At 64.2% G+C, this 22,207-nt stretch carries 20 protein-coding genes; 8 read left to right on the forward strand and 12 right to left on the reverse strand.

Features of this window, described 5'->3' with window-relative positions; translation table 11 throughout:
* The first annotated feature begins 15 nt into the window (after nt 1–15).
* Together NKH02_RS25820 and NKH02_RS25825 are read left to right on the forward strand one after the other, a co-directional pair.
* Entirely contained in the window at nt 16–612 is a 597-nt protein-coding gene (locus tag NKH02_RS25820) for a hypothetical protein (protein WP_352882524.1), read from the forward strand.
* A 42-nt stretch (nt 613–654) separates the two neighbouring features.
* Nucleotides 655–984, forward strand: a complete 330-nt coding sequence (locus NKH02_RS25825) for a hypothetical protein (protein WP_352866537.1) — start codon at nt 655–657, stop codon at nt 982–984.
* Nucleotides 985–1,138: 154 nt separating this feature from the next.
* On the opposite strand, the gene NKH02_RS25830 is transcribed toward NKH02_RS25825, so the two are convergent.
* Nucleotides 1,139–1,417, reverse strand: coding sequence for a hypothetical protein (locus NKH02_RS25830; protein WP_352866539.1), 279 nt, complete (start codon nt 1,415–1,417; stop codon nt 1,139–1,141).
* Between the two features lie 189 nt (nt 1,418–1,606).
* On the opposite strand from NKH02_RS25830, the gene NKH02_RS25835 reads away from it, so the two are divergent.
* The 3 genes from NKH02_RS25835 to NKH02_RS25845 all read left to right on the forward strand — a co-directional run bounded on the left by NKH02_RS25835 (nt 1,607) and on the right by NKH02_RS25845 (nt 5,871).
* Nucleotides 1,607–2,851 carry a M24 family metallopeptidase gene (locus NKH02_RS25835; RefSeq protein WP_352866542.1) on the forward strand — a complete coding sequence of 415 codons (1,245 nt, stop codon included), beginning with the start codon at nt 1,607–1,609 and terminating at the stop codon, nt 2,849–2,851.
* A 146-nt stretch (nt 2,852–2,997) separates the two neighbouring features.
* Complete coding sequence (locus NKH02_RS25840) at nt 2,998–3,942, forward strand: MurR/RpiR family transcriptional regulator (protein WP_352882526.1); 945 nt, start codon at nt 2,998–3,000, stop codon at nt 3,940–3,942.
* 138 nt (nt 3,943–4,080) lie between these two features.
* The gene (locus NKH02_RS25845; protein WP_352866547.1) at nt 4,081–5,871 is read left to right on the forward strand and encodes an NAD(P)-binding domain-containing protein; all 1,791 of its coding nucleotides are present in this window, start codon (nt 4,081–4,083) and stop codon (nt 5,869–5,871) included.
* Nucleotides 5,872–6,064: 193 nt separating this feature from the next.
* Here NKH02_RS25845 and NKH02_RS25850 read toward each other — a convergent pair whose 3' ends face one another.
* Nucleotides 6,065–7,300 (reverse strand): amidohydrolase/deacetylase family metallohydrolase, encoded by a 1,236-nt coding sequence (locus tag NKH02_RS25850; RefSeq protein ID WP_352882528.1) that lies wholly within the window; start codon nt 7,298–7,300, stop codon nt 6,065–6,067.
* A 180-nt stretch (nt 7,301–7,480) separates the two neighbouring features.
* Complete coding sequence (locus tag NKH02_RS25855) at nt 7,481–7,846, reverse strand: RidA family protein (protein WP_352866553.1); 366 nt, start codon at nt 7,844–7,846, stop codon at nt 7,481–7,483.
* A 219-nt stretch (nt 7,847–8,065) separates the two neighbouring features.
* On the opposite strand from NKH02_RS25855, the gene NKH02_RS25860 reads away from it, so the two are divergent.
* Nucleotides 8,066–8,563 carry a hypothetical protein gene (locus NKH02_RS25860; RefSeq protein WP_352882530.1) on the forward strand — a complete coding sequence of 166 codons (498 nt, stop codon included), beginning with the start codon at nt 8,066–8,068 and terminating at the stop codon, nt 8,561–8,563.
* A 172-nt stretch (nt 8,564–8,735) separates the two neighbouring features.
* Here the strand turns inward: NKH02_RS25860 and NKH02_RS25870 are convergent, their stop codons facing one another.
* Nucleotides 8,736–9,164 carry an Lrp/AsnC family transcriptional regulator gene (locus tag NKH02_RS25870; protein ID WP_352866558.1) on the reverse strand — a complete coding sequence of 143 codons (429 nt, stop codon included), beginning with the start codon at nt 9,162–9,164 and terminating at the stop codon, nt 8,736–8,738.
* Between the two features lie 163 nt (nt 9,165–9,327).
* Between NKH02_RS25870 and NKH02_RS25875 the strand changes: the two genes are divergently transcribed.
* Nucleotides 9,328–10,431, forward strand: a complete 1,104-nt coding sequence (locus NKH02_RS25875) for a saccharopine dehydrogenase family protein (RefSeq protein WP_352882532.1) — start codon at nt 9,328–9,330, stop codon at nt 10,429–10,431.
* A gap of 41 nt (nt 10,432–10,472) precedes the next feature.
* Here NKH02_RS25875 and lpdA read toward each other — a convergent pair whose 3' ends face one another.
* The 4 genes from lpdA to NKH02_RS25895 form a co-directional block, all read right to left on the reverse strand.
* Nucleotides 10,473–11,864 (reverse strand): dihydrolipoyl dehydrogenase, encoded by a 1,392-nt coding sequence (gene lpdA / locus NKH02_RS25880; RefSeq protein ID WP_352882533.1) that lies wholly within the window; start codon nt 11,862–11,864, stop codon nt 10,473–10,475.
* 288 nt (nt 11,865–12,152) lie between these two features.
* Nucleotides 12,153–13,556 carry a dihydrolipoamide acetyltransferase family protein gene (locus NKH02_RS25885; RefSeq protein ID WP_352882536.1) on the reverse strand — a complete coding sequence of 468 codons (1,404 nt, stop codon included), beginning with the start codon at nt 13,554–13,556 and terminating at the stop codon, nt 12,153–12,155.
* Nucleotide 13,557: 1 nt separating this feature from the next.
* Nucleotides 13,558–14,571, reverse strand: a complete 1,014-nt coding sequence (locus tag NKH02_RS25890) for an alpha-ketoacid dehydrogenase subunit beta (protein WP_352882538.1) — start codon at nt 14,569–14,571, stop codon at nt 13,558–13,560.
* A gap of 3 nt (nt 14,572–14,574) precedes the next feature.
* A complete protein-coding gene (locus tag NKH02_RS25895) occupies nt 14,575–15,807 on the reverse strand; it encodes a 3-methyl-2-oxobutanoate dehydrogenase (2-methylpropanoyl-transferring) subunit alpha (protein WP_352882540.1) in 1,233 nt (410 codons plus the stop codon).
* A 337-nt stretch (nt 15,808–16,144) separates the two neighbouring features.
* Between NKH02_RS25895 and holA the strand changes: the two genes are divergently transcribed.
* On the forward strand, nt 16,145–17,188 hold the full coding sequence (holA, locus tag NKH02_RS25900) for a DNA polymerase III subunit delta (RefSeq protein ID WP_352882542.1): 1,044 nt from the start codon (nt 16,145–16,147) through the stop codon (nt 17,186–17,188).
* A gap of 299 nt (nt 17,189–17,487) precedes the next feature.
* Here holA and NKH02_RS25905 read toward each other — a convergent pair whose 3' ends face one another.
* The 4 genes from NKH02_RS25905 to mnmG form a co-directional block, all read right to left on the reverse strand.
* Nucleotides 17,488–18,372 (reverse strand): ParB/RepB/Spo0J family partition protein, encoded by an 885-nt coding sequence (locus tag NKH02_RS25905; RefSeq protein WP_352882543.1) that lies wholly within the window; start codon nt 18,370–18,372, stop codon nt 17,488–17,490.
* A gap of 77 nt (nt 18,373–18,449) precedes the next feature.
* On the reverse strand, nt 18,450–19,250 hold the full coding sequence (locus tag NKH02_RS25910) for a ParA family protein (protein WP_352874015.1): 801 nt from the start codon (nt 19,248–19,250) through the stop codon (nt 18,450–18,452).
* A gap of 45 nt (nt 19,251–19,295) precedes the next feature.
* A complete protein-coding gene (rsmG, locus tag NKH02_RS25915) occupies nt 19,296–19,928 on the reverse strand; it encodes a 16S rRNA (guanine(527)-N(7))-methyltransferase RsmG (RefSeq protein WP_352874013.1) in 633 nt (210 codons plus the stop codon).
* A complete protein-coding gene (mnmG, locus tag NKH02_RS25920) occupies nt 19,925–21,805 on the reverse strand; it encodes a tRNA uridine-5-carboxymethylaminomethyl(34) synthesis enzyme MnmG (RefSeq protein WP_352882545.1) in 1,881 nt (626 codons plus the stop codon). Before mnmG ends, rsmG begins: the two co-directional genes overlap by 4 nt.
* Between the last annotated feature and the right edge of the window lie 402 nt (nt 21,806–22,207).

A 22,207-nucleotide genomic window follows, 5' to 3' on the forward strand; every position in this document is an offset into this window, starting at 1 on the left:
AAGATGGGGTGATCCATGATTCCTGAAACCATTTTAAATACCTCGGCCATACATTTGTTCGGTAGGGTTCTTGAAGATTTGAAACTCAAGAAGAGGATCGACGGGGGACGGCCCCCAAGGCCTGGCAACAACAGATTCCTGCAGAACCAGATCGACGCCTCCGGTAGCCTGCTGGCAAGGATCTATGCGTTCACCTTCGAGGCGCAGTTCTACGAACTCGCCCGACCGACAATACTTCTTGTCCATGGGCCTGGCACTGCCGTTGATTATCCGGCCCCGGCGGACACCGATCTCAAGGTCATGAGCCGCGGTCCAAGCGACCCTGCCTATACCGGACTGTCATCACAGATAGGCTCGTTCGCGCGCGGAATGCTGGTCTGGGTCTACGACAAGAGTGACCTGACAATGCGGCTGGAACTCGACACCGGAACGCTCGAGGATGTCCTGTTGAGTGCCGAGCTGGACCCGCGTTCGTTTGGTCGATCGGGTGGAGCAATGGGCCGATCCGGCGGTGCGATGGGGCGATCCGGCGGCGCCATGGGCAGGTCTGGCGGTGCGATGGGGCGGTCCGGTGGCGCCATGAATCGCGGCGGGCGCGGCGATTTGGACTAGCGTTTCCGATCGTTAATTGAGAAATGCCGAAGGAGATGGACCATGGCAAACGTAGAGATAGTGCATGTCGCTATACCTGAAGGGAATGCCGTAAGAGGCAAAGATCCGGTTACGGTCGGTGTGACGGTGGCCCCAAGTTGGTTTAAAGAGGCAGAAGACTTGGTAATTAAATTTATTTACGCCGCCACTTTAGAAGGCACCGAATATCTATACAATGACGATATAACCGTCGAGAATTCAACAGAAATCAACTTTATGGTTAAAGCAGAACATGGCGCTTCGCCTGGAGAATATTATGTTCAGATCAAGAAAAAATCCTCAGGTGAAACGATCGCAAGTGGCCCTGACGATGGAACTATCACTGTATCCTAAGCTGGTCACTGCCAAACAAATACTCTATGACTGACTGCAATTCACATCGGCATCAACGGCTCTGCCCTCACGCCGGCAAAATCTTGCCGGGTTCTTGATGTTTTGCGGTCGAGTGTCTGCTTGATCGGCTTCCGCAGCTGCCTCCTCAAGTCCTTCACCTCATGCGGGCCAGCGAGAAATCGGCCCGCCGGCCGCCCCGCCGCCCGCAGCGATGCCTGATGCACCAGCGAGGTCCAGCTGTTGGTCGAGGCGAGGTGGCAGTAGAGCAGGCCGAGCGCGCCTGATTTGCGCAGGTCGAGCCTCGTCTGAGCTTGTTGAAGGCCGGCTCGTCGATCACCTGGAAATCGGTGAGGTTGAGCACCTCGCCGCCTTCGAGCGTCAGCGGCGGACACCAGCGGTCAACAGAATCGACCGCATCAAAGGCCGAATACATGACCGCTCCAGACTTGCGCCGTATCTGCCAGTTGCCTCTTGCCCTGAGAGGGGCCGTCCATACATGACGAAGTGAAGAGCGTCTTCGCCAGTCTTCAAGGCATGCGGCGCATCAATACAAGCGAGGAACTCGCTTGATTGTCCATACCCGGAATGCTCCGTTACCACTTTGGACGTCCGGAGAAGATTGATGACAGGCTTTGTCGACCGCGAGCGCGCGGCGCAACTGATGGACCGCGCCGGCATCGAGGCGCTGGTGCTGTGCGCGCCCGAGGCCTTCCACTATGCGACCGGTGCCTCGATCGGCCCGGCGGGGCTGTTCCGGCGCGCCGGCGCCGGCTTCGTCGTCATTCCCGCTGGCCACGACCTGCCGATCGGCGTGGTGGTGGCGGATTTCAATGCCGCGCAGCTGCAACGGGTCCTGCCGGACGCTGTCATCCGCAGCCACCCGATCTGGATCGAATCGGCCACGCTTGACGCATCGACGTCAGGGCAAGGGCTGGCGCAACGCATAGAGGCCGGTCTTGGAGGGTCCGGCCGGGCGCCTGGTTTTTCACGACCGGCAACATTCGACCTGACCAATTCCGTCGGCGAACTGAAGCAGATCCTTGCCGGCTTCGGTCTCGAGCGCGCAACGATCGGCGTCGATCTCGATTTTGTCGCCGCCGCCGATTTCTCGGCCATGCAGGCATTGCTGCCGGCCTGCATCATGGTCGATGGCTCGGCCGTCCTCGATCGGTTGCGGGCCATCAAGTCGCAACGCGAGATCGACTTTCTCCAGCAAGGCATCATCCTATCGGAAGCCGGCCTGGACCGGCTGCAGGTGGATGCCATGGCAGGCATGCGCCAGGCCGATCTCATTGCCCTCTACCGGCAAGGCGTCGCCACGGCGGCATCCGGCCTGTCCCATCCGGTCGCCATGGCAGAATATGTGACGCTGGGCGCCAGGGCCAAAGGCGCCGATGCGAAAGCCATGCCCGGCGATCCGCTGAAGTGCGACATGGTCTGCACGGTCGGCGGCTACGCCTCCGATATGTCGCGCAACTTCACCTTCGGGCCGCCATCCGCCGAGCAGGCCGAGCTGCATGCCATCGCCGAACAGGCCTTCGAGGACGGACTGGCATCCCTTGTTCCCGGCAACACCCTCGCCCATGTGCATCAGGTGGCCACCGGCAGTCTGGCGCGGCAGGGGCTGCGCTCCTACCGCCGCGGCCATTTCGGCCATGGCGTCGGCCAGTCGGTGTTTTCCGAACAATGGCCGTTCATCGCGGCCGACAGCGATGTCGTGATCGAAGCCGGCATGGTGCTGGCTTTCGAGATCCCGCTATACATCGACGGCCTCGCCAGCTTCAATCTCGAGGACCAGTTCCTGATCACGCCGGGCGGGCCCATTGCCATGAACCGACTGCCGAGGCGGCTGGAGAGGATTGGATAGCGAGGGCCTTTGGAACGCTTTGCGGTCGGCCTGCTTCTGGGTGTCATATTGCGTCGTGGTCATCATCCGGAATGGCCCACGTGGAGCCACAGCGTGCGAACATGCTAAGACATCAGCCTCGCAACTCAGGGAAAGACCGGAACCTCATGACCGAAGCTGGCAGCCAGGACGAGCCTGATTCAGGCCACGATATGGAAGGGCGCGCGCCTGTACGCCGCATCCCCGACATCATCTCGCTGGTCAAGGATTTCTACGGGGAATTGCGGCCGGCCGAACGCCGTGTCGCCGATGTCGTGCTCGACGATGTCAAATACGCCGTCGACGCCTCAAACGCCGCCCTTGCCCAGCGCGCCGGGGTCAGCGAACCGACGGTGACCCGGTTCTGCCGCGCCATAGGCTGCGAGGGCGTGCGCGACTTCAAGCTGAAGCTGGCGCAGAGCCTCGTCGTCGGTGCGCTCTATCTGGCCAAGTCACCTTCCGTCAGCAATGACAATGGCATGCCGTTCTGGAACGCCGTGTTCGGCGAGGCGCGCCGGGCGCTCCAGGAGGCCGAGCGGCAGCTCGATCCGGCGCAGCTGCAGAAGGCGGCCGAGCTGATCGCCAAGGCGCGCCAGGTCACGGTCTTCGGCCTCGGCGGCAGCTCCTCGGCGCTGGCGCAGGAAACCCAGTACCGGCTGTTCCGCTATGGTATATCGATCAGCGCCCAGTGTGATCCCTATCTGATGCGCATGACCGCCTCGACGCTCAAGCCTGGCGACCTGGTGATCGCCATTTCGGCGACGGGACGCACCCGCGAGGTAATCGAGGCCGTCGAGCTCGCCAAGCACTACCGCGCCAATGCGATCGCCGTGACCGCGCCCGACACCGAGCTCGCGCGCGCCTGCGACGTCAGGCTGACGGTGGCGGTATCAGAATATCCCGACACGCTGAAGCCGACGGCGTCGCGCTTCGCCTTCCTGGCCGCGATCGACCTTTTGGCGGTGGCTTCGGCCTACAAGCTCGACGGCTCGGCCCGCGAGACCGTCCGCCGCATCAAGTACAACGCCCAGATCCACCGCACCGGCAAGGAAATGGAACCGCTCGGGGATTAGTTCTTTCCTTCTCCCCGTTCACGTCCGTTCACGGGGAGAAGGTGGATTGGCGCGCAGCGCCAAGACGGATGAGGGGCAGCGCCGGGTCCGACAGTTACCGTTCCAACACGATTAGACGCACGCAGCAAGAGGAAAGAAATGCTCGAAATAGCACCATCGAAACAGGCCGCCGCATGGCTCGGGTCCTTTGCCAAGGCGCTCGAAGCTGGCGACGCGTCGGCGGCGACCGACCTGTTTGTCGATGACTGCTACTGGCGCGATCTCCTGACCTTCACCTGGAACATCACCACCATGGAAGGCCGCGAGGCGATCGCCGCCATGCTCAAGTCAACGCTGGCGACGACCAGGCCGACGGCGTGGCAGCTGACCGGCGAGGCGACCTCGGACGAGAGCACCGTCGAGGCCTGGTTCAGCTTCGAAACCGCTGACGCTTCGGGAGAGGGCGTCATGCGGCTGCGCGACGGACGCTGCCGGACGCTGTTCACGGCGATGACCGACCTGAAAGGGTTCGAGGAGCGCAAGGGGGCGGAACGGCCGCTGGGCGTGCGCCACAAGGCCGATCCCAGGCGCGAGACCTGGTCGGAAGCGCGGGCGCGCGAGACGCGCGAGCTTGGCACTGATGAACAGCCCTATTGCCTGGTCATCGGCGGCGGCCAGGGCGGCATCATGCTGGGCGCGCGGCTGCGCCAGCTCGGCGTGCCCACCATCGTCATCGAGAAAAATGCCCGGCCCGGCGATTCCTGGCGCAACCGCTACCGCACGCTCGTCCTGCACGACCCGGTCTGGTACGACCATCTGCCCTACATTCCCTTCCCCGAAAACTGGCCGGTGTTCACGCCCAAGGACAAGATGGGCGACTGGCTGGAAATGTACACGCGCGTCATGGAGCTCAATTACTGGGTCGCCACCAAGTGCCTCAGCGCCTCCTATGACGAGGCCGAGAAAGTCTGGACCGTGGTGGTCGACCGCGTCGGCCGGCACACCACGCTGAAGCCGAAGCACATCGTCTTCGCCACCGGCGCCTATGGCCCGCCACGGCGGATCGATCTGCCGGGCGCCGACCAGTTCAAGGGCGAGTTGCTGCACTCCAGCCAGTATGCCAGCGGCGAGAAATTCCGCGGCAGACGCGTCGCGGTCATCGGCGCGGCAAGCTCGGGGCACGATGTCTGCGTCGACCTCTGGGAAAGCGGCGCCGAGGTGACCATGATCCAGCGTTCGCCGACCACCGTGGTCAAGTCGGACACGCTGATGGAAGTCGGCTTCGAGATCTTTTCGGAGACCGCACTGGCACGCGGCATCACCACCGAGAAGGCCGACATGATCGTCGCCTCGACGCCGTTCGCGCTGGTGCCCAAGGGCCAGCGAGCGCTCTACGAGGTGATCAAGGCGCGCGACGCGGCCTTCTACGACCGCCTGCGCGCCGCTGGCTTCGCCATCGATTTCGGCGACGACGAAACCGGCCTTTTGATGAAGGCCTACCGCACCGGCTCCGGCTACTACATCGATGTCGGCGCCTCCGACCTGATCATCGACGGCGAGATCGGCGTCCGCAGCGGCGTCGCCATCAAGTCGCTGACGCCGAGCGGCATCCTGTTCGAGGACGGCTCCGAACTCGCCGCGGACGCAATCATCGCCTGCACCGGCTATCAGTCGATGAACGAGACGGTGGCGGCGATCGTCTCTCGCGAGGTCGCCGACAAGGTCGGCCCCTGCTGGGGCCTCGGTTCGGGCGTGAAGGGCGACCCCGGCCCATGGCAAGGCGAGCTGCGCAACATGTGGAAACCGACCGCGCAGGAAGCGCTGTGGTTCCACGGCGGCAACCTCGCGCTGTCGCGCTTCTATTCGAAATATGTGGCGCTGCAGATCAAGGCACGGATGGAGGGAGTAGAAACGCCGGTTTATGGGCCGGTGAGCAACGCCGGTCGGTGAAGTTCGATCTCCCCCCTTGTGGGGGAGATGGCCGGTAGGCCAGAGGGGGGCGCTGTCCCGCGGCTTATCAACCGACGGCAGCCGCATCTTCGGGAAGGTTCTTGGTTCCGTTGCAGGATGAAGAAGGTTGCGTTCCTTCACGCCCCCCTCTGCCCTGCCGGGCATCTCCCCCACGAGGGGGGAGATTGGCCAATCACTCATGCCGATGCCCGAAATGCCTTGCCGCCACCTCGACATGCGTATGCGACGCATGCACCCCGAAACGCTCGGTTTCGCTGACATCGTTGACCGCCTCGTTCGGCCACCAGGTGCCGCCGATGGCGATGCCTTCGCAGACCAATCTTTGATCGGCGACCAAAGACGCGCCGACCGCGTCGACGAAGGTGAAGCGGCCCGGCCGCTGCCGCAGCACGGCGACGTCGCCGACGGTGCCGACCGCCAGCGTGCCCAGATCGGGCCTTGCGATCGCCCGTGCCGGCGCCTGTGTCGCGGCGCGCAAGACCTCGACCAGCGGCATGCCGAGCGCCAGCAGCTTCGACATGCAGACCAGGATATCGAAGGCCGGCCCGTCGACGCAGTAGAGATGAACGTCGCTGCTGATCACGTCGGGCGCCAGCCCTTCCTCGAGCATGGCCCGGGCAACGGCGAAATCGAAGGAACCCATGCCGTGGCCGATATCGAAGATGACGCCGCGCTCGCGCGCCAGCCGCATGTCCGGCCGCACCGCGCCGGAGGCGAACACCGGCGCATTGGGAAACGGCCGGAAGCAATGGGTGAGGACATCGCCCTTGCGCAGGCGAGGCAGCACTTCCGAGCGCCCGGGCGGCGGCTCGTCTATATGCGCCATCAGCGGCAGGCCGGCCTGGTCGGCGGCCTCCAGCGCCAGGTCGACCGGAGCGATGCCGCTGGTGCCGCCGGCGTGCTTGCCGGAGCGAACTTTTACGCCGACCACGACGTCGCGGTGCTCGCGCACCGCCGCCACAACCTCGCGCGGTTCGCAGAGCCTGAGATCGCTGCATTCGCCGACCGAAACCGTCCGCGAGAAGCCGAAAATGCCGGCGAAGGAAATGTTGACATAGGCCAGGATGCGAACCTTCGAGCGCTCCATGACGTGGCGGCGGAAGCCGAGGAAATTGCCGGCGCCCGCACTGCCCGCATCGATGAAGGTGGTGGTGCCGCTCTTTGCGGCCAGCCTATCGGCATCGACGCCGAGCGAGGTGCCGCCCCAATAGACGTGGCTGTGCAGGTCGACGAGACCTGATGTGACGATGCAGCCGCCGGCATCGACGACCTGCGCGGCGCGCTCGGCCGGGATATCGGTATCGATCGCGGCGACCCGGCCATTGGCAATGGCGACATCGCGCGGCGCGTCGATGCCGGCCGCCGGATCGATAAGCCGTCCACCCTTCAGCAGGAGGTCGAATTGCATTGAGGTCACCTCCGGTTCGTTGTTTTGCTTCTCAGAGACTGTTTCGAGATTCGCTCTGGTGAGCCATATGGTGGTGGTTTCGAGACCCGGAGCGGAGCGGACATTTGGGTCCGTTAGCAACCGGAAGCGCGGAAAACGCCGCCAGATGGCCGCCGGAGTAGAATTTCCAAACAGTCTCTCTCAGAGAGGCCGGTACGCGACCGCCTCGACCTCGATCTTGATATCGATCATCAGCCGCGATTCGACCGTGCTGCGGGCCGGCGGGTTCTTCGGAAAGTGCCTCGCATAGACGGCGTTGAAGGCGCCGAAATCGCGCGCGTCTTCCAGCCAGACCGTGGTCTTGACCACATCGTCCAGGGTGCAGCCCGCGAGCGCCAGCGCGGCCCTCACATTGGCGAGCACCTGCTCGGTCTGTTCCGTTATGCCGCCCTTGACCACGATGCCGTCGCTGCCGACGGGAACCTGGCCCGAGACATAGACGAGATCACCGGCCCGCACGGCCGGCGACAACGGTACATGCGACGTTCCAAAACATTGCTTGGGCAAGGGAGGGCCTCCTCTGATGGCAGGGCGGGGTGCCGTGGCGGCGCCCGCTTCGATCGACATTTACCCCGATCGGGGCGATCCTCATAGAGGCCTTGTTGGAAAGCAACATTCTTCCAAATCCATGTTGCTTTATTACAGAAGCGCTTGCATCGTGCGCGCTGGCGGCCCGCCTTGCGGCCGCAACGCCCATACGCATTTGCCGGACCGGAGACAGCAGGAATGACTTACGACAAGAACCCGTTTCCATCAGGCGATGCCGACCGCCACGCGCTCTGGGAAATGCTGGTTCGGCGCGACATCGACGCCTTCATCGGCCAGGACTGGCCCATGGTCGAGGGTGATTTCGTCGCTGACAGCTTCTTCGGCATGCACGCGCATTTCCTTAGCAACGCCGATTCATGGCGGCTGCAGTTTCCGAGGCTGGACATCTACCGCGACGAGTGGCTGCGCCAGGCCAAGGAGACCGCCGCGACCAAATTCGCCGAGCCGCTGCGCGAGGCGCTGTTTCGCGTCACCAACATGCGCGACATCGATGTCGACGGCGACCGCGCCGTGCTGCACAAGAAGTTCGACGGCTCGGTCGCCAAGGCGGACGGCAGCGTCGACAGGCTGAAATGGCAGACGCTGTATTTCTGCACCAAGGTCGCCGGCAGATGGAAGATTGCTGGCTTTGTCGGCTACATGCCGTATCCGCTCGGCGAACCCGCGACATCCTAGGAACAAGCCCGCGCCGGTGGTGGCCGCGAATTGTTGACGCAAATGTTCGCCAATCTGGTCGAGAACGCGCTGCGCCATTGTCCACCGGGCACGTCCATCAGACTGTCGGTGACGCGCCGGGACGAGCGCGTTAGGAGCCGATCTCCCCCTTGCGGGGGAGATCGGCAGCCACTCAGCGGTCGATGCGCGTCGACAGGATGATCGAAGACAGGGTCCGCTCGACCCCGTCCATGGCGCCGATCTGGTCGAGCAGCAGATCGAGATCGCGGATCGACGGCGCGTCGACGATGACGATCATGTCGAAATTGCCGCTGACCGAATGCAGGGTCCTGACTGGTGCCAGCGCGCGCAGGCCGCGCACCACCTTGTCGGCGAGTTTGGGTGTCACGGTGAGCAGCACATGCGCCCGTACCAGCCCCTGCTCATAGTCCGGCGCCAGCCGCACGCCATAGCCTATGATGATGCCGCGTTGCTCCAGCCGCTCCAGCCGGCTCTGCACGGTCGTCCGTGACACGCCGAGCCGCCGCGCCAGTTCGGCGGTCGAGGCACGCGCGTTCTCGCGCAGCAGCGAAAGCAGGGCCTGTTCGGCGTCACTGAGCATTTCAACGATTTCCGTCGGCGGATTGCGTAATCAGAGTTTCGTTTCGAACAATTCCACGCTTCCTTTCGACGGGCAAGCTGCAAAACTCATGCATGTCGCCCAAAAGTGTGCAGCGGTTTTGGGACAACGAGATGCATTAAACAAAAGATGCGAGGGATCGGTCATGAAGAAAATTGTCGTTGTCGGCGCCGGCAAGATAGGCTCGACCATTGCCGAGATGCTCGCCGCCACCGGGGATTATCAGGTCACGCTCGTCGACCGCTCGGCGGAGCAGCTCGCTGCCGCCGAACTGCCGGCCACGGTTGCGACGCTGGAACTCGACATCGAAGCCGCCGGCACGCTGGAAGCCGCGCTCGCCGGCAAGTTCGCGGTGCTCAGCGCCGCCCCCTTCCACCTGACCACGCGAATCGCCGAGGCGGCGGCAAGTGCCGGCGTGCACTATCTCGATCTCACAGAGGACGTCGTCTCGACCCGCCGGGTCAAGGAACTGGCGCGCCCGGGCAAGAGCGCCTTCATCCCGCAATGCGGCCTGGCGCCGGGCTTCATCTCGATCGTCGCCAACGACCTCGCCAGCCGCTTCGACACGCTGGAAAGCGTGCGCATGCGCGTCGGCGCGCTGCCGCAATACCCGTCCAACGCGCTGAACTACAATCTGACCTGGAGCACCGACGGCGTCATCAACGAATATTGCGAGCCCTGCGAAGCGATCGTCGAGGGCGAGCTGGTCGAAGTGCCGCCGCTGGAGGAGCGCGAGGAATTCTCGCTCGATGGCGTCACCTACGAGGCCTTCAACACCTCCGGCGGCCTGGGCACGCTGGCCGAGACGCTGAAGGGCAAGGTGCGCACGCTGAACTACCGCACCATCCGCTACCCCGGCCATGCCGCGATCATGAAGGCACTGCTCAACGACCTTGGCCTGCGCCACCGCCGCGATGTGCTGAAGGACATCTTTGAAAGCGCCCTGCCGGCGACGCTGCAGGACGTGGTCATCGTCTTCGTCACCGTCTCGGGCCGCAAGAACGGTCGCCTGCTGCAGGAGACCTACGCCAACAAGATCTACTCGAAGCGCATTGGCGACACGGTGCGCAGCGCCATCCAGATCACCACAGCTTCCGGCATCTGTGCCGTGCTCGACATGCTGGCCGACGGCAGCCTGCCGGCGACCGGCTTCATCAAGCAGGAAGACATCGCCCTCGACGCCTTCCTCGCCAACCGCTTCGGCCGCGCCTATGCGCAACACGAGATGGTTAGCCGGCTCGCGAGCTGAACGCGTAAATCTCCCCCCTTGAGGGGGGAGATCACACCCCCTCAAATATGCAGCGCGTGCCCCAGCGCCTTCAGCGCTGCTTCCTGGAAGCCTTCGCCTTGCGTCGGATGGGCATGGATGGTGCCGGCGATGTCCTCCAGCCTTGCGCTCATTTCGAGCGCCAGCCCGAAGGCCGCCGCCAGTTCCGACACGCCCTGCCCGACCGCCTGGATGCCGAGCACCAGATGGTTGTCGGCGCGCGCCACGACGCGGACGAAACCGTCCTCGCCGAGCTTCGTCATGGCGCGGCCGTTGGCGGCGAACGGGAACATGCCGATCTTGAGCTCGCCGCCGAGCGCCTTGGCCTCTTCCGGCGACAGGCCTGCCGTCACCAGCTCGGGATCGGTGAAGCAGACGGCGGGAATGGAGCGCTTGTCCCAGTTGCGTTTGTGGCCGGCGATGATCTCGGCGACCATCTCGCCCTGCGCCATCGCCCGGTGTGCCAGCATCGGCTCGCCGGTGACGTCGCCGATGGCAAAAATGCCGCGCATCGAGGTGCGGCACTGGTCGTCGATGCGGATGAATTTGCCCGCCATGTCGAGGTCGATCTGGTCAAGCCCCCAATCTTCGGTCACCGGCTTGCGGCCGACCGTCACCAGGATCTTGTCGGCGGCGACCTTGGCGCTCTTGCCGTCCGACGTCTCGACCAGCAGCGCGTCGCCCTTGGCCCCTTTGGCCTTGGCACCGGTCATCATTTCGACGCCGAGCGCGTTGAGCCGCTTGACCACCGGTCGGGTAAGCTCTGCATCATACAGCGCCAGCACGCGCGGCAAGGCCTCGACCACGGTCACCTCGGCGCCCATTTTCGCGAAGGCAATGCCGAGTTCCAGCCCGATATAGCCGCCACCGACCACCGCGAGCTTTTTTGGAACCTCGCTTAGCGCCAGCGCCTCGGTGGACGAAATCACCGGCCCGCCGAAGGGCAGGAACGGCAGTTCGACCGGCGCCGAGCCGGTGGCGATGACGATCGCCTCGGCACGGATCACTTGGCTTCCGGTCTCGGTCTCGACCGCGACGGTCTTGCCGTCACGAAATGTCGCCCAGCCATGCACGGTCTTCACGCCGGCCTTCTTGAGCAGTCCGGCGACGCCGCTGTTGAGCCGGCTGACGATGCCGTCCTTCCAGGCGACTGTTTTGGCAAGATCGAGCCTCGGCGTTGTGACCGAGATGCCGAGCGGGCTCTTGCCGCCGGCCATGTGCGAGACCTTCTCGAACTCTTCCGCCGCATGGATCAGCGCCTTGGACGGGATGCAGCCGACATTGAGGCAGGTGCCGCCCGGTTTGCCGGCTTCCACGATCACCGTATCGACGCCGAGCTGCCCGGCACGGATGGCGCAGATATACCCGCCGGGGCCGGCGCCGATGACGAGCAGCTTGCAGGAGATTTCTTTCATGGGGTCGGCGTCCTTTTAGTCAGAACTGCAAGTGACACCCTCCTGCCCGGCCTCGCGCCGCCCCTCATCCGCCTGCCGGCGCCTTCTCCCCGTATAGTGACGGGGAGAAGGGGGCTGATCGTGACGCTGGCGCCGTCCCTGCAACGTTGGCGATTGGCGAAACCGCCGATGACGGCGTCTTTCTCCCCGTCACTATACGGGGAGAAATGCCCGGCAGGGCAATGAGGGGCGGCGCGGCACTGAATGTGAAGCGACCGAGAAACACGCTGAGAACGCACTACATCCCCCTCAATCCACGAAAATCAGCGCCGGCGTTTCCAGCAGCGTCTTGATGCGCTGGATGAACACCGCCGCGTCCCAGCCGTCGATGACGCGATGGTCGAAGCTGGACGACAGGTTCATCATCTTGCGCGGGATGAACTGGGTGCCGTCCCACACCGGCCGCACCATCATCTTGTTGACGCCGATGATCGCCACTTCCGGATGGTTGATGACCGGTGTCGTCGCCACGCCGCCCATGGCGCCGAGCGAGGTGATGGTGATGGTCGAGCCGGACAGCTCATCGCGCGTCGCCGTGCCGGACTTGGCCGCCTCGGCCAGCCTGACGACCTCAGTGCCGCATTCCCAGATGTCGCGCGCCTCGGCGTGCTTGACCACCGGCACCACAAGCCCCGACGGCGTCTGGGCCGCGATGCCGATATGGATGCCGCCATGCTGGTGGATGACGCCGGCCTCGTCGTCGAACAGCGAATTGAGATTGGGCTGGTCCGATATCGCCTTGACCATCGCCCGCATCAGGAACGGCAGCAGCGTCAGCTTCGGCCTCTCCACGCCCGGGCGCTTCTCCTTGTTGAGCGCGGCGCGCAAATCTTCCAGCGCGGTGACGTCGATCTCCTCGACATAGGTGATGTGAGGGATGCGCGATTTCGACAGCGTCATCTTCTCGGCGATCTTGCGCCGCAAGCCCACCACCTTGATGTCCTCGACGGCATCGTTGCGGGCGAGGCCCGGTGCCCTGGCAACCCGCGGTCCGCGTGCCAGGAAAGCCTCGATGTCCTCATGACCGATGCGACCGGCCGGGCCGCTTCCCGCAACTTGCCTCAGATCGACGCCGGCCTCCTTCGCCCGCAGGCGAACAGCCGGCGAGGCCAGCGGCTTTTCGCCTTCAGGACGCGGCGCGCCGACGGGCCCGACAACTCCGGACGTCGGCGCAGTACCCCCACCCCTAGCCCCTCCCCACAAGGGGGAGGGGGACTCGGTCTCTGCCGCCCGTATACCGGTATCTGATTCCCTGGCGCCCGTGGTTCTTGGCGCATTCTTGGATGTGGCTGACTTGGCGTCGGCCTTCGTGGTTGAAACGCGTCCCCCTCCCCCTTGTGGGGAGGGGTTAGGGGTGGGGGTACTCTCAGCCGTGACTTTTGCCGGCGCCGCACCCTCCGCATTCCCCTCGCCCGCCACCTTCAGCCGCACGATGGGCGAACCGATCGCCACCGTGTCGCCGATCTCGGCGCCCAGCCACAGTATCTCGCCATCGACCGGCGACGGGATTTCGACCGTCGCCTTGTCGGTCATGACGGCGGCAAGCACGCTGTCCTCGCGCACGATGTCGCCGACCTTGACGTGCCATTCGACGAGCTCGGCCTCGGCGACACCCTCGCCGACATCGGGCAGCTTGATGATGTGCTCGCCCATGTCAGGCCTCCATGGTTTCGATGAGGGCGCGGCCGACACGGGCGGGACCGGGAAAATAATCCCATTCCTGCGCATGCGGATAGGGCGTGTCCCAGCCGGCGACCCGCGCCACCGGCGCCTCCAGATGGTAGAAGCAGTTTTCCTGCACCAGAGCCGACAGCTCGGCGCCGAAGCCCGAGGTCAGCGTCGCCTCGTGGACGATGACGCAGCGTCCGGTTTTTTTCACTGAAGCCACGATGGTGTCGAGGTCGAGCGGCAGCAGGGTCCTGAGGTCGATGATCTCGGCATCGATGCCGGTTTCCTCGACGGCGGCCTGCGCGACATAGACCATGGTACCGTAGGCCAGCACGGTGACGGCAGAGCCAGCCCGCCGGATCGCCGCCTTGCCGAGCGGCACCGTGTAGTGGCCGTCCGCGACCTCGCCGAGCTCGTGCTTCGACCACGGCGTCACCGGCCGGTCGTGATGGCCGTCGAACGGACCGTTGTAGAGCCGCTTGGGTTCGAGGAAGATCACCGGATCCGGATCCTCGATCGCCGCGATCAAAAGCCCCTTGGCGTCATGCGGGTTGGACGGCACCACCGTCTTCAGGCCGGACACATGGGTGAACAGCGCTTCCGGGCTCTGGCTGTGGGTCTGGCCGCCGAAAATACCGCCGCCGGTCGGCATGCGCACCACGATCGGGCAGGTGAAATCGCCGTTGGAGCGGTAGCGCAGCCGCGCCGCTTCCTGGGTCAGCTGGTCGTAGGCCGGATACATGTAGTCGGCAAACTGAATCTCCACGCACGGCTTCAGGCCATAGGCCGCCATGCCGATGGCCGAGCCGACAATGCCGGATTCGCTGATCGGCGTATCGAAGCAGCGGCTCTTGCCGTATTTGGCCTGCAGGCCTTGCGTGCAGCGGAAGACGCCGCCGAAAAAGCCGACATCCTCGCCGTACACGACGACGCGGTCGTCGCGCGCCATCGACACGTCCATGGCGTCGCGAATGGCCTCGATCATGGTCCGTCTCGGCATGGCTCAGACTCCCGCCTGCTGGCGCTGGCGCCGCAGATGCGGCGGCATTTCGGCGTAGAGCCCTTCGAACATGTCGCGCGTCGACGGCTTGCCGCCGGCATGCAGCGTGCCGTGGCTTTCCGCTTCCTTCTGCGCCGCGATCACCGTGTCGAGGATTTCCGCCTCGGCCTGCGCGTGCCGCTCCTCCGACCAGACGCCGAGCGCGATGAGATGGTTCTTCAGCCTCACGATCGGGTCGCCGAGCGGCCAGGCGTCGGATTCGGTCTTCGGCCGGTAGGCGGACGGGTCGTCCGAGCTCGAATGCGCGCCGGCGCGGTAGGTGACATATTCGACCAGCGTCGGCCCGAGATTGCTGCGCGCCCGCTCCGCCGCCCATTTGGCCACCGCATGGACGGCGAGATAGTCGTTACCGTCGACACGCAAGGACGGGATGCCGAAGCCAAGGCCTCTGGCGGCGAACGTGCCCGAGCCGCCGCGCGCGATGCCCTGGAAGGTCGAGATCGCCCACTGGTTGTTGACGACGTTGAGCACGACGGGCGCCTTGTAGGTGGAGGCGAACACCAGCGCCGAATGGAAGTCGGACTCGGCCGTCGAGCCGTCGCCGATCCAGGCGGCGGCGATCTTCGAATCGTTCGAGATCGCCGAGGCCATCGCCCAGCCGACCGCCTGGATGTACTGCGTCGCCAGATTGCCGGAGATCGAGAAGAAGCCGTGCTCCTTCGACGAATACATGATCGGCAATTGCCGGCCCTTCAGCGGGTCGGCCTCGTTGGAATAAATCTGGTTCATCATCGTGACCATCGGATAGCCGTCGGCGATGAGCAGGCCGGCCTGCCGGTAGGTCGGGAAATTCATGTCGCCGGGTTCGAGCGCCTTGCGGAAGGCACAAGCCACGGCCTCTTCGCCCAGATGCTGCATGTAGAACGAGGTCTTGCCCTGGCGCTGCGCCATCTGCATGCGGGCGTCGAAGGTTCGCAACGTCATCATGTGGCGCAGGCCCGCCAACAGCTCGTCGCTGGAAAGCAGGCCGGCCCAAGGGCCGACGGCTTCGCCGGCGCGGTTCAGCACGCGGATGATCGAGAAGGCATGATCGCGGATGGCGCGCGGATCGACAGAGATTTCGGGGCGCGGCACCGAGCCGGCCTTCGGGATCGGCACATTGGAAAAGTCAGGCGTTCCGCCCGGCCGCACTTCCGGCTCCGGAACGTGAAACCGCAACATCCCAGCATCGGCCATGACCTCTGTCCTCCAATGTTGCCTGGTGCGGATAGTTGCATATCTGCACGGCCAGACCAGTGCGAATTCGTCGGGCAAGCCTGCGCAAGTCGGTTCCGGACGCGCCGGCCGATCTAGCCTCCCGCGCACCAGGATGAAGATATGTCGCCGAAATTTCTTGTCGATGTTGGGTGGTGAAGCGCAATTAAGGGGAAGGTTGGGCTGGGTTTGTCGCCAGATAAGGCGATTTAGGGGGCAGAGCCTAGCGGCCTTCCTTCTCCCCTTGTGGAAGAAGGAAAAGTGCGGTCAGTGCCAATCGTCGTTCACCCCGCCCCCGCATCATGCTAACCAACCCGCCATGGCACAGAAGAAAGCTTACGAGGTCGATGGGTGGCTGGCGCGGCCGGACCAGCGCATCTCCATTGTCCTGCTTTATGGTCCCGATCGCGGCCTCGTCTCGGAGCGGGCGAAGGCTTTTGCCGGCAAGACCGGCCTGCCGCTCGATGATCCCTTCTCGGTGGTCCGGCTTGAGGGCTCGGAGGTTGACCGCGACGAGGGCCGCCTGCTCGACGAAGCCCGCACCGTGCCGATGTTTTCAGACCGGCGGCTGCTCTGGGTGCGCAATGCCAGCGGCCAGAAGGCGCTGGCCGATGACGTCAAGGCGCTGACGGCGGAGCCCGCGCGGGACGCGATCATTCTCATTGAGGCCGGCGACCTCAAGAAGGGCGTCGGGCTGCGCGCCATCGTCGAGGCGGCGGACAACGCCATAGCGCTGCCATGCTACGCCGATGAAGCCCGCGACATCGACGCCGTTATCGACGACGAACTGCGCAAGGCCGGCATGTCGATGACCATGGAGGCGAGACAGGCGCTGCGCCGCAATCTTGGCGGCGACCGGCTGGCCTCGCGCGGCGAGATCGAAAAGCTCATTCTCTACGCCCACGGCCAGCAGGAAATCGGACTGGAGGAGGTCAAAGCGATGTCGGGCGACGTGTCCGGCGCCTCTTTCGACGACGCGGTCGACGCGCTGCTCGAAGGCAAGATCGGCGACTTCGACACCGCCTTCACCCGCCATTGCCAGTCCGGCGGGCAGCCCTTCCTGGTGCTGTCCTCGGCGATGCGGCAGCTGCAGCAAATCCAGGCCATGCGCGGCCAGATGGATTCGGGCGGCCGCAATGCAGCTTCCGTCGTTGCCGCCGCCCGACCGCCGGTCTTCTTCTCGCGCCGCAAGCTGGTGGAGAAGGCGCTGGAGCGCTGGAACACCGACGCGCTCGGCCGTGCGCTGACCCGGCTGCAGACGGCGGTCCTGCAGACACGACGGCGGCCGGATCTTGCCGTGGCGCTGGCAAGACAGGCGCTGCTTGGTATCGCCGTGGAAAGCAGCCGGCTGGCGCAGAGGTAGTTCGTTGAGGCAGGCCGCTGACTATCGATGTCAGCGCCGCCCCTCATTGTCCTGCCGGACATTTCTCCCCGTATAGTGACGGGGAGAAAGACGCTGGCCGCAACGCCGACGCCCTACTTGCAAGGCGGATGATTGGGCGAAGTCGCCGATGACAGCGCCCCTCGCCCGTTTACGGGGAGAGGATGCCGGCAGGCAGGTGAGGGGCAGCGCAAAGCTCCAAAAGCAAGGTATGAGAGGAGTCCGTGCGCGGGAGCGCCTACTCTCGGGAGTCCAACAGTGGCCAATAATTCGCCGGCTAATTACCGCTCCTGCTTTAGCCGTCTGCACAGTTCGTCAAGCTGCTCAAGCGACCGATATGCTATGCGCAGCACGCCGCCCTTGCCCTTGTGATCGACCGACACGATCATGCCGATCGTATCGGTCAACAGCTTCTCCAGCGCCAGCGTGTCGGCGTCCTTCTGCTCCGGACTCGGCGCCGGCTTGGCCTCCTTCGCGCCGCCGGCTGGCATCTGCGCCAGTGCTTCGGCCTGGCGTACCGAAAGTCCCTCTTCGACGATGCGCTTGGCAAGGCCGGCCGGATCTTCCGCCGTCACCAGCGTGCGAGCGTGTCCCGCCGACAGCGCGCCGTCGACGAGCATGTCGCGGATCACGTCCGGCAGCTTAAGCAGCCTGAGCGTGTTGGCGACATGGCTGCGGCTCTTGCCGATCACCTGACCGAGATCGGCCTGGGTGTAGCCGTGCTCGTCGATGAGCTGCTGATAACCAAGCGCTTCCTCGACCGCGTTGAGGTCGGTGCGCTGCACGTTCTCGATGATCGCCAGTTCCAGGGCCGTGCGGTCGTTGACCTCGCGGATGATGACCGGGATCTCGGACAGCCCGGCGCGCTGCGCCGCGCGCCACCGGCGCTCGCCGGCGATGATCTCGTAGCGGCCGGCCTGTGTCGGCGACGGCCGCGCCACCACCGGCTGGACGACACCATGCTCTCGGATCGACTGGGCAAGGTCCGTCAGCTCGGCGTCGCCGAAATGGCGGCGTGGATTTTTCGGATTGGGGGTCAGGAACTCGATCGGCACCTTGCCGTCGGCGCTCATGCCAGGCTTTTCCGGTGCTTCCGGACGGTCGATCTCGCCGATCAGTGCTGCCAGCCCGCGGCCCAGTCTCTTTCTCGAAAGGTCGTCGCTCATCTTTGTTCCAAAGTCCCGTCTATTCCAGAAGCGATCGTTTCGGTATCGAATTGGTTTTAGCTATGCATCCGATCCAATCAAGCGGCGCGCAATTTACGCTCGCGGCGGATCACTTCCGACGCCAGCTGCAGATAGGCCTGGCTGCCCGAGCATTTCAGATCGTAGAGGATAGCCGGCTTGCCGTAGGACGGCGCCTCGGACACCCGCACATTGCGCGGAATGACGGTCTCGTAGACCTTGTCGCCCATATGCGCCCGCACATCCTGCACCACCTGGTTGGCGAGATTGTTGCGGCCGTCATACATGGTCAGCACGATGCCTTGGATAATAAGGTCCGGATTGATCGAGCGACGCACCTGTTCGACCGTCTCAAGCAATTGGCTGAGGCCCTCCAGCGCGAAGAACTCGCACTGCAGCGGCACCAGCACCGAATCGGCGGCCGCCATGGAATTGAGCGTCAAAAGGTTGAGCGAAGGCGGGCAATCGATCAGCACATAGCCGAAGGGCGCCCCGCGCTCGGTCGCGGCGCGCAGCGCATTGCGCAGCTTGAGCACCCGGTCCGGCGCCGAGGCTATTTCCATCTCAATGCCGAGCAGGTCGAGCGTCGACGGCACGATCGACAGACCAGGCACCGCCGTCGGGATGGCCGCGGCTTCCAGTTCCAGCTCCCCCGTCAGCACATCATAGGACGAGACCGTCCGATCCTTACGGTCGATGCCGAGGCCGGTGCTGGCATTGCCTTGCGGATCGAGATCGACGATCAGCACCTGTTCGCCGATCGCGGCCAGCGCGGTCGCCAGGTTGATGGCGGTGGTGGTCTTGCCGACGCCGCCCTTCTGGTTGGCTACGGTGATGATTCGGGGGCCATTCTTCATCATGGGTCTATGCCAGAAATTCATTTTTGAGTCGTCGCCTGGAGCAGATCAGACAGGTCGCAAGTTCGACAATTCGAGGATGACGCCGCTGGCGTCGGTCACACTTGGATGTTCTACCAGATCGAAGGACCATCGGTGAACGCTTTCTTCCACTTCGGCGCGGTAATCCCGGCCTTTGTGGAACAGGCCGCGCGCGCCTGACGTCAGCCAGGGCGCCGACAGGTCCAGCAACGTCGAAAGCGAAGCCAACGCCCGCGCCGTGACGATTTGCGGTGTCGAAACAAGTGCATGGCTGTCATCGATGCGGCGCGCCACGACCCGCGCCGGCAGGCTGAACTGCCCGACGACAGCCTGCAGGAAGGATGCTTTTTTGCGATTGCTTTCAACCAGATCGATGCTGGCGCCGTCACGCTCAACAAGCAGGAAAGCCATGACAAGGCCCGGGAATCCGCCGCCCGAACCGAGATCGACCCAGCGCGTCGCCCGAGGCTCGATTCGCGCCAACTGCGCACTGTCCAGGATGTGACGCCGCCAGACATCGCCAGCCGTCGATTGCGCAACGAGATTGATGCTGCGATTCCATTTCTGGAACAACTGCTCGAACGCCACCAGCCGATCGAATGTTTCACGTGAAACCGGGCCTGCCGCATCTTGCAGGCTCTCTAGGGAAAAAGAGCTCACGCAACATCCTTTTGCGGGCGCTGGGCGCTCTCCGCGTGGCGGACATGCGCGACGATGATCGCCAGCGCCGCCGGCGTCATGCCTTCCATGCGCTGGGCATCGGCGATGGAGCGCGGCCGTCGCGCCTGCATCTTCTGCTTCAACTCATTGGACAGGCCCGGCACACCGGCGAAATCGACTGTTTCAGGGATCAACCGGCTCTCCTCATGCCGGATCTGCGCCACATCGGTCTTCTGGCGATCCAGATAGACCGAATATTTCGCTTCCGTTTCAAGGCGTTCCGCCGTCTTGCCGTCGATTTCCGCAAAGCGTGGATCGACACGCACCAGCCAGGCCACATCGACATCGGGATAGGACAGCAACTCGTAGCCGGACCGGCGCACGCCATCCCGGTTGATCTCCAGCCCGTGCCGCGCCGCTTCATTGGGGGTCAGGGTGAGCGACTTCACCAGATCCCGCGCCTCATCGAGGCGCCGCATGACACTCTCGTAGCGCTGCATCCGCTGCGTCGAGGCAATGCCCAGTTTCGCGGCCAAGGGCGTCAGCCGCTCGTCCGCATTGTCGGCGCGCAGCGACAGCCGGAACTCGGCCCGCGAGGTGAACATCCGGTAGGGTTCGCTGATGCCGCGGCTGGTCAGGTCGTCGACCATCACGCCGATATAGGCTTCGGTGCGGCTGAGCACGATCTGCTCGCTGCCTGACGCGCGCCGTGCCGCATTGAGGCCGGCGAGCAGGCCTTGCCCGGCCGCCTCTTCATAGCCGGTCGTGCCGTTGATCTGCCCGGCGAGGAAGAGACCGTTGATGCGCTTCGTCTCCAGCGTCTGATGCAGCTCGCGCGGATCGACATGGTCATATTCGATGGCATAGCCGGGCTGCAGCATGACTGATCCCTCCAGCCCAGGAATGGTTTTGAGGATATCGAGTTGCACATCCTCAGGCAGCGAGGTCGAAATCCCGTTGGGATAGACCGTATCGTCATCGAGCCCTTCCGGCTCGAGAAAGATCTGATGGCCGTCCCTGTCGCCGAACTTGACGATCTTGTCCTCGATCGACGGACAATATCGCGGACCCACGCCTTCGATCGAGCCGGAATACATGGCGGAGCGACCGAGATTGGCGCGGATCAGTTCATGCGTGGCCGTCGTCGTGCGCGTGATGCCGCAATCGATCTGCGGTGTCTCGATGCGGTCGGTCATCAGCGAAAACGGCACCGGATCCACGTCCGCGGCCTGCTTTTCCAGCGATGCCCAATCGATGGTCCGACCATCGAGCCGTGGCGGCGTGCCGGTCTTCAGCCGGCCGAGCTTGAAGCCCGCGCGACCCATCGTCGCCGACAGGCCGATGCTCGCCTGCTCGTTCATTCGGCCGGCGACAATCTTCTTCTCGCCAATATGGATAAGCCCGCGCAGGAACGTTCCGGTCGTCAGAACGACCGCCCCACAAGCGAGCCGTCGGCCGTCGGCCAGGAGAACGGCCGCTATCTGGCCATCGGCGATTTCAAAGTCCAAAACCTCGCCTTCGACCACGTCGAGGTCGTTCTGCTGCCGAATCGCTTCCTGCATGGCAAGGCGATAGAGCTTCCTGTCGGCCTGGGTGCGCGGTCCGCGCACTGCGGGACCCTTGCGGCGATTGAGCAGGCGGAACTGGATTCCGGCAGCATCCGCCACCCGACCCATCAGGCCGTCCATGGCATCGATTTCGCGAACCAGATGGCCCTTGCCGAGCCCGCCGATCGCCGGATTGCAGGACATCACCCCGATCGTGTCGAAGCGCAGCGTTACAAGCGCGGTCTTCGCACCCGCGCGCGCGGCCGCGCTCGCCGCCTCGCACCCCGCGTGGCCGCCGCCCACCACAACCACATCATAGTGATCGGTCATTTCCAAACGTCCCTGACTCAAATGAATGAGGGGACACATGTCCCCGCCAGGCAGCGCTGTCAAGAAAACTCCGCGACGCGTTTCACGTGAAACAGCCTTATAGCGTGTCCACTCAGCGTTTCACGTGAGTCGGCGTACCGACTGTTTCACGTGAGTCACCCGAGTGGTACTGTGCAGGGGTTCAGTGGATTCGAGGACGGCAGCCACGTTTCATCGTTCGCTTTGGCCACCATCATAGACATTCGTGACCGCCGAAGCCTCCACGCGTTCGTCATCCACGGGCGGAGCAAGGAGCGTAAGCGACGAGCGCAGACCCGAGGATCCTGTGTGTTGTTCCCATGCTATGTTTGAAGTGGGAAGGAGACCGAGAGGATCCTGGTCGTCCTTTCACAGGACAGGCCG

Source organism: Mesorhizobium sp. M1396, from assembly GCF_040317725.1.
Taxonomy (GTDB): domain Bacteria; phylum Pseudomonadota; class Alphaproteobacteria; order Rhizobiales; family Rhizobiaceae; genus Mesorhizobium.

Excerpts from the sequence above, each read along its gene's own strand:
- NKH02_RS25910 (WP_352874015.1), bottom strand. The coding sequence starts at position 19,250 with ATGATGAAGAATGGCCCCCGAATCATCACCGTAGCCAACCAGAAGGGC.
- NKH02_RS25845 (WP_352866547.1), top strand. The coding sequence starts at position 4,081 with ATGCTCGAAATAGCACCATCGAAACAGGCCGCCGCATGGCTCGGGTCC.
- NKH02_RS25875 (WP_352882532.1), top strand. The coding sequence starts at position 9,328 with ATGAAGAAAATTGTCGTTGTCGGCGCCGGCAAGATAGGCTCGACCATT.
- NKH02_RS25825 (WP_352866537.1), top strand. The coding sequence starts at position 655 with ATGGCAAACGTAGAGATAGTGCATGTCGCTATACCTGAAGGGAATGCC.
- NKH02_RS25885 (WP_352882536.1), bottom strand. The coding sequence starts at position 13,556 with ATGGGCGAGCACATCATCAAGCTGCCCGATGTCGGCGAGGGTGTCGCC.
- lpdA (WP_352882533.1), bottom strand. The coding sequence starts at position 11,864 with ATGAAAGAAATCTCCTGCAAGCTGCTCGTCATCGGCGCCGGCCCCGGC.
- NKH02_RS25905 (WP_352882543.1), bottom strand. The coding sequence starts at position 18,372 with ATGAGCGACGACCTTTCGAGAAAGAGACTGGGCCGCGGGCTGGCAGCA.
- NKH02_RS25830 (WP_352866539.1), bottom strand. The coding sequence starts at position 1,417 with ATGTATTCGGCCTTTGATGCGGTCGATTCTGTTGACCGCTGGTGTCCG.
- NKH02_RS25840 (WP_352882526.1), top strand. The coding sequence starts at position 2,998 with ATGACCGAAGCTGGCAGCCAGGACGAGCCTGATTCAGGCCACGATATG.
- NKH02_RS25820 (WP_352882524.1), top strand. The coding sequence starts at position 16 with ATGATTCCTGAAACCATTTTAAATACCTCGGCCATACATTTGTTCGGT.
- NKH02_RS25860 (WP_352882530.1), top strand. The coding sequence starts at position 8,066 with ATGACTTACGACAAGAACCCGTTTCCATCAGGCGATGCCGACCGCCAC.
- NKH02_RS25870 (WP_352866558.1), bottom strand. The coding sequence starts at position 9,164 with ATGCTCAGTGACGCCGAACAGGCCCTGCTTTCGCTGCTGCGCGAGAAC.
- holA (WP_352882542.1), top strand. The coding sequence starts at position 16,145 with ATGGCACAGAAGAAAGCTTACGAGGTCGATGGGTGGCTGGCGCGGCCG.
- NKH02_RS25850 (WP_352882528.1), bottom strand. The coding sequence starts at position 7,300 with ATGCAATTCGACCTCCTGCTGAAGGGTGGACGGCTTATCGATCCGGCG.
- mnmG (WP_352882545.1), bottom strand. The coding sequence starts at position 21,805 with ATGACCGATCACTATGATGTGGTTGTGGTGGGCGGCGGCCACGCGGGG.
- NKH02_RS25835 (WP_352866542.1), top strand. The coding sequence starts at position 1,607 with ATGACAGGCTTTGTCGACCGCGAGCGCGCGGCGCAACTGATGGACCGC.
- NKH02_RS25890 (WP_352882538.1), bottom strand. The coding sequence starts at position 14,571 with ATGCCGAGACGGACCATGATCGAGGCCATTCGCGACGCCATGGACGTG.
- NKH02_RS25895 (WP_352882540.1), bottom strand. The coding sequence starts at position 15,807 with ATGGCCGATGCTGGGATGTTGCGGTTTCACGTTCCGGAGCCGGAAGTG.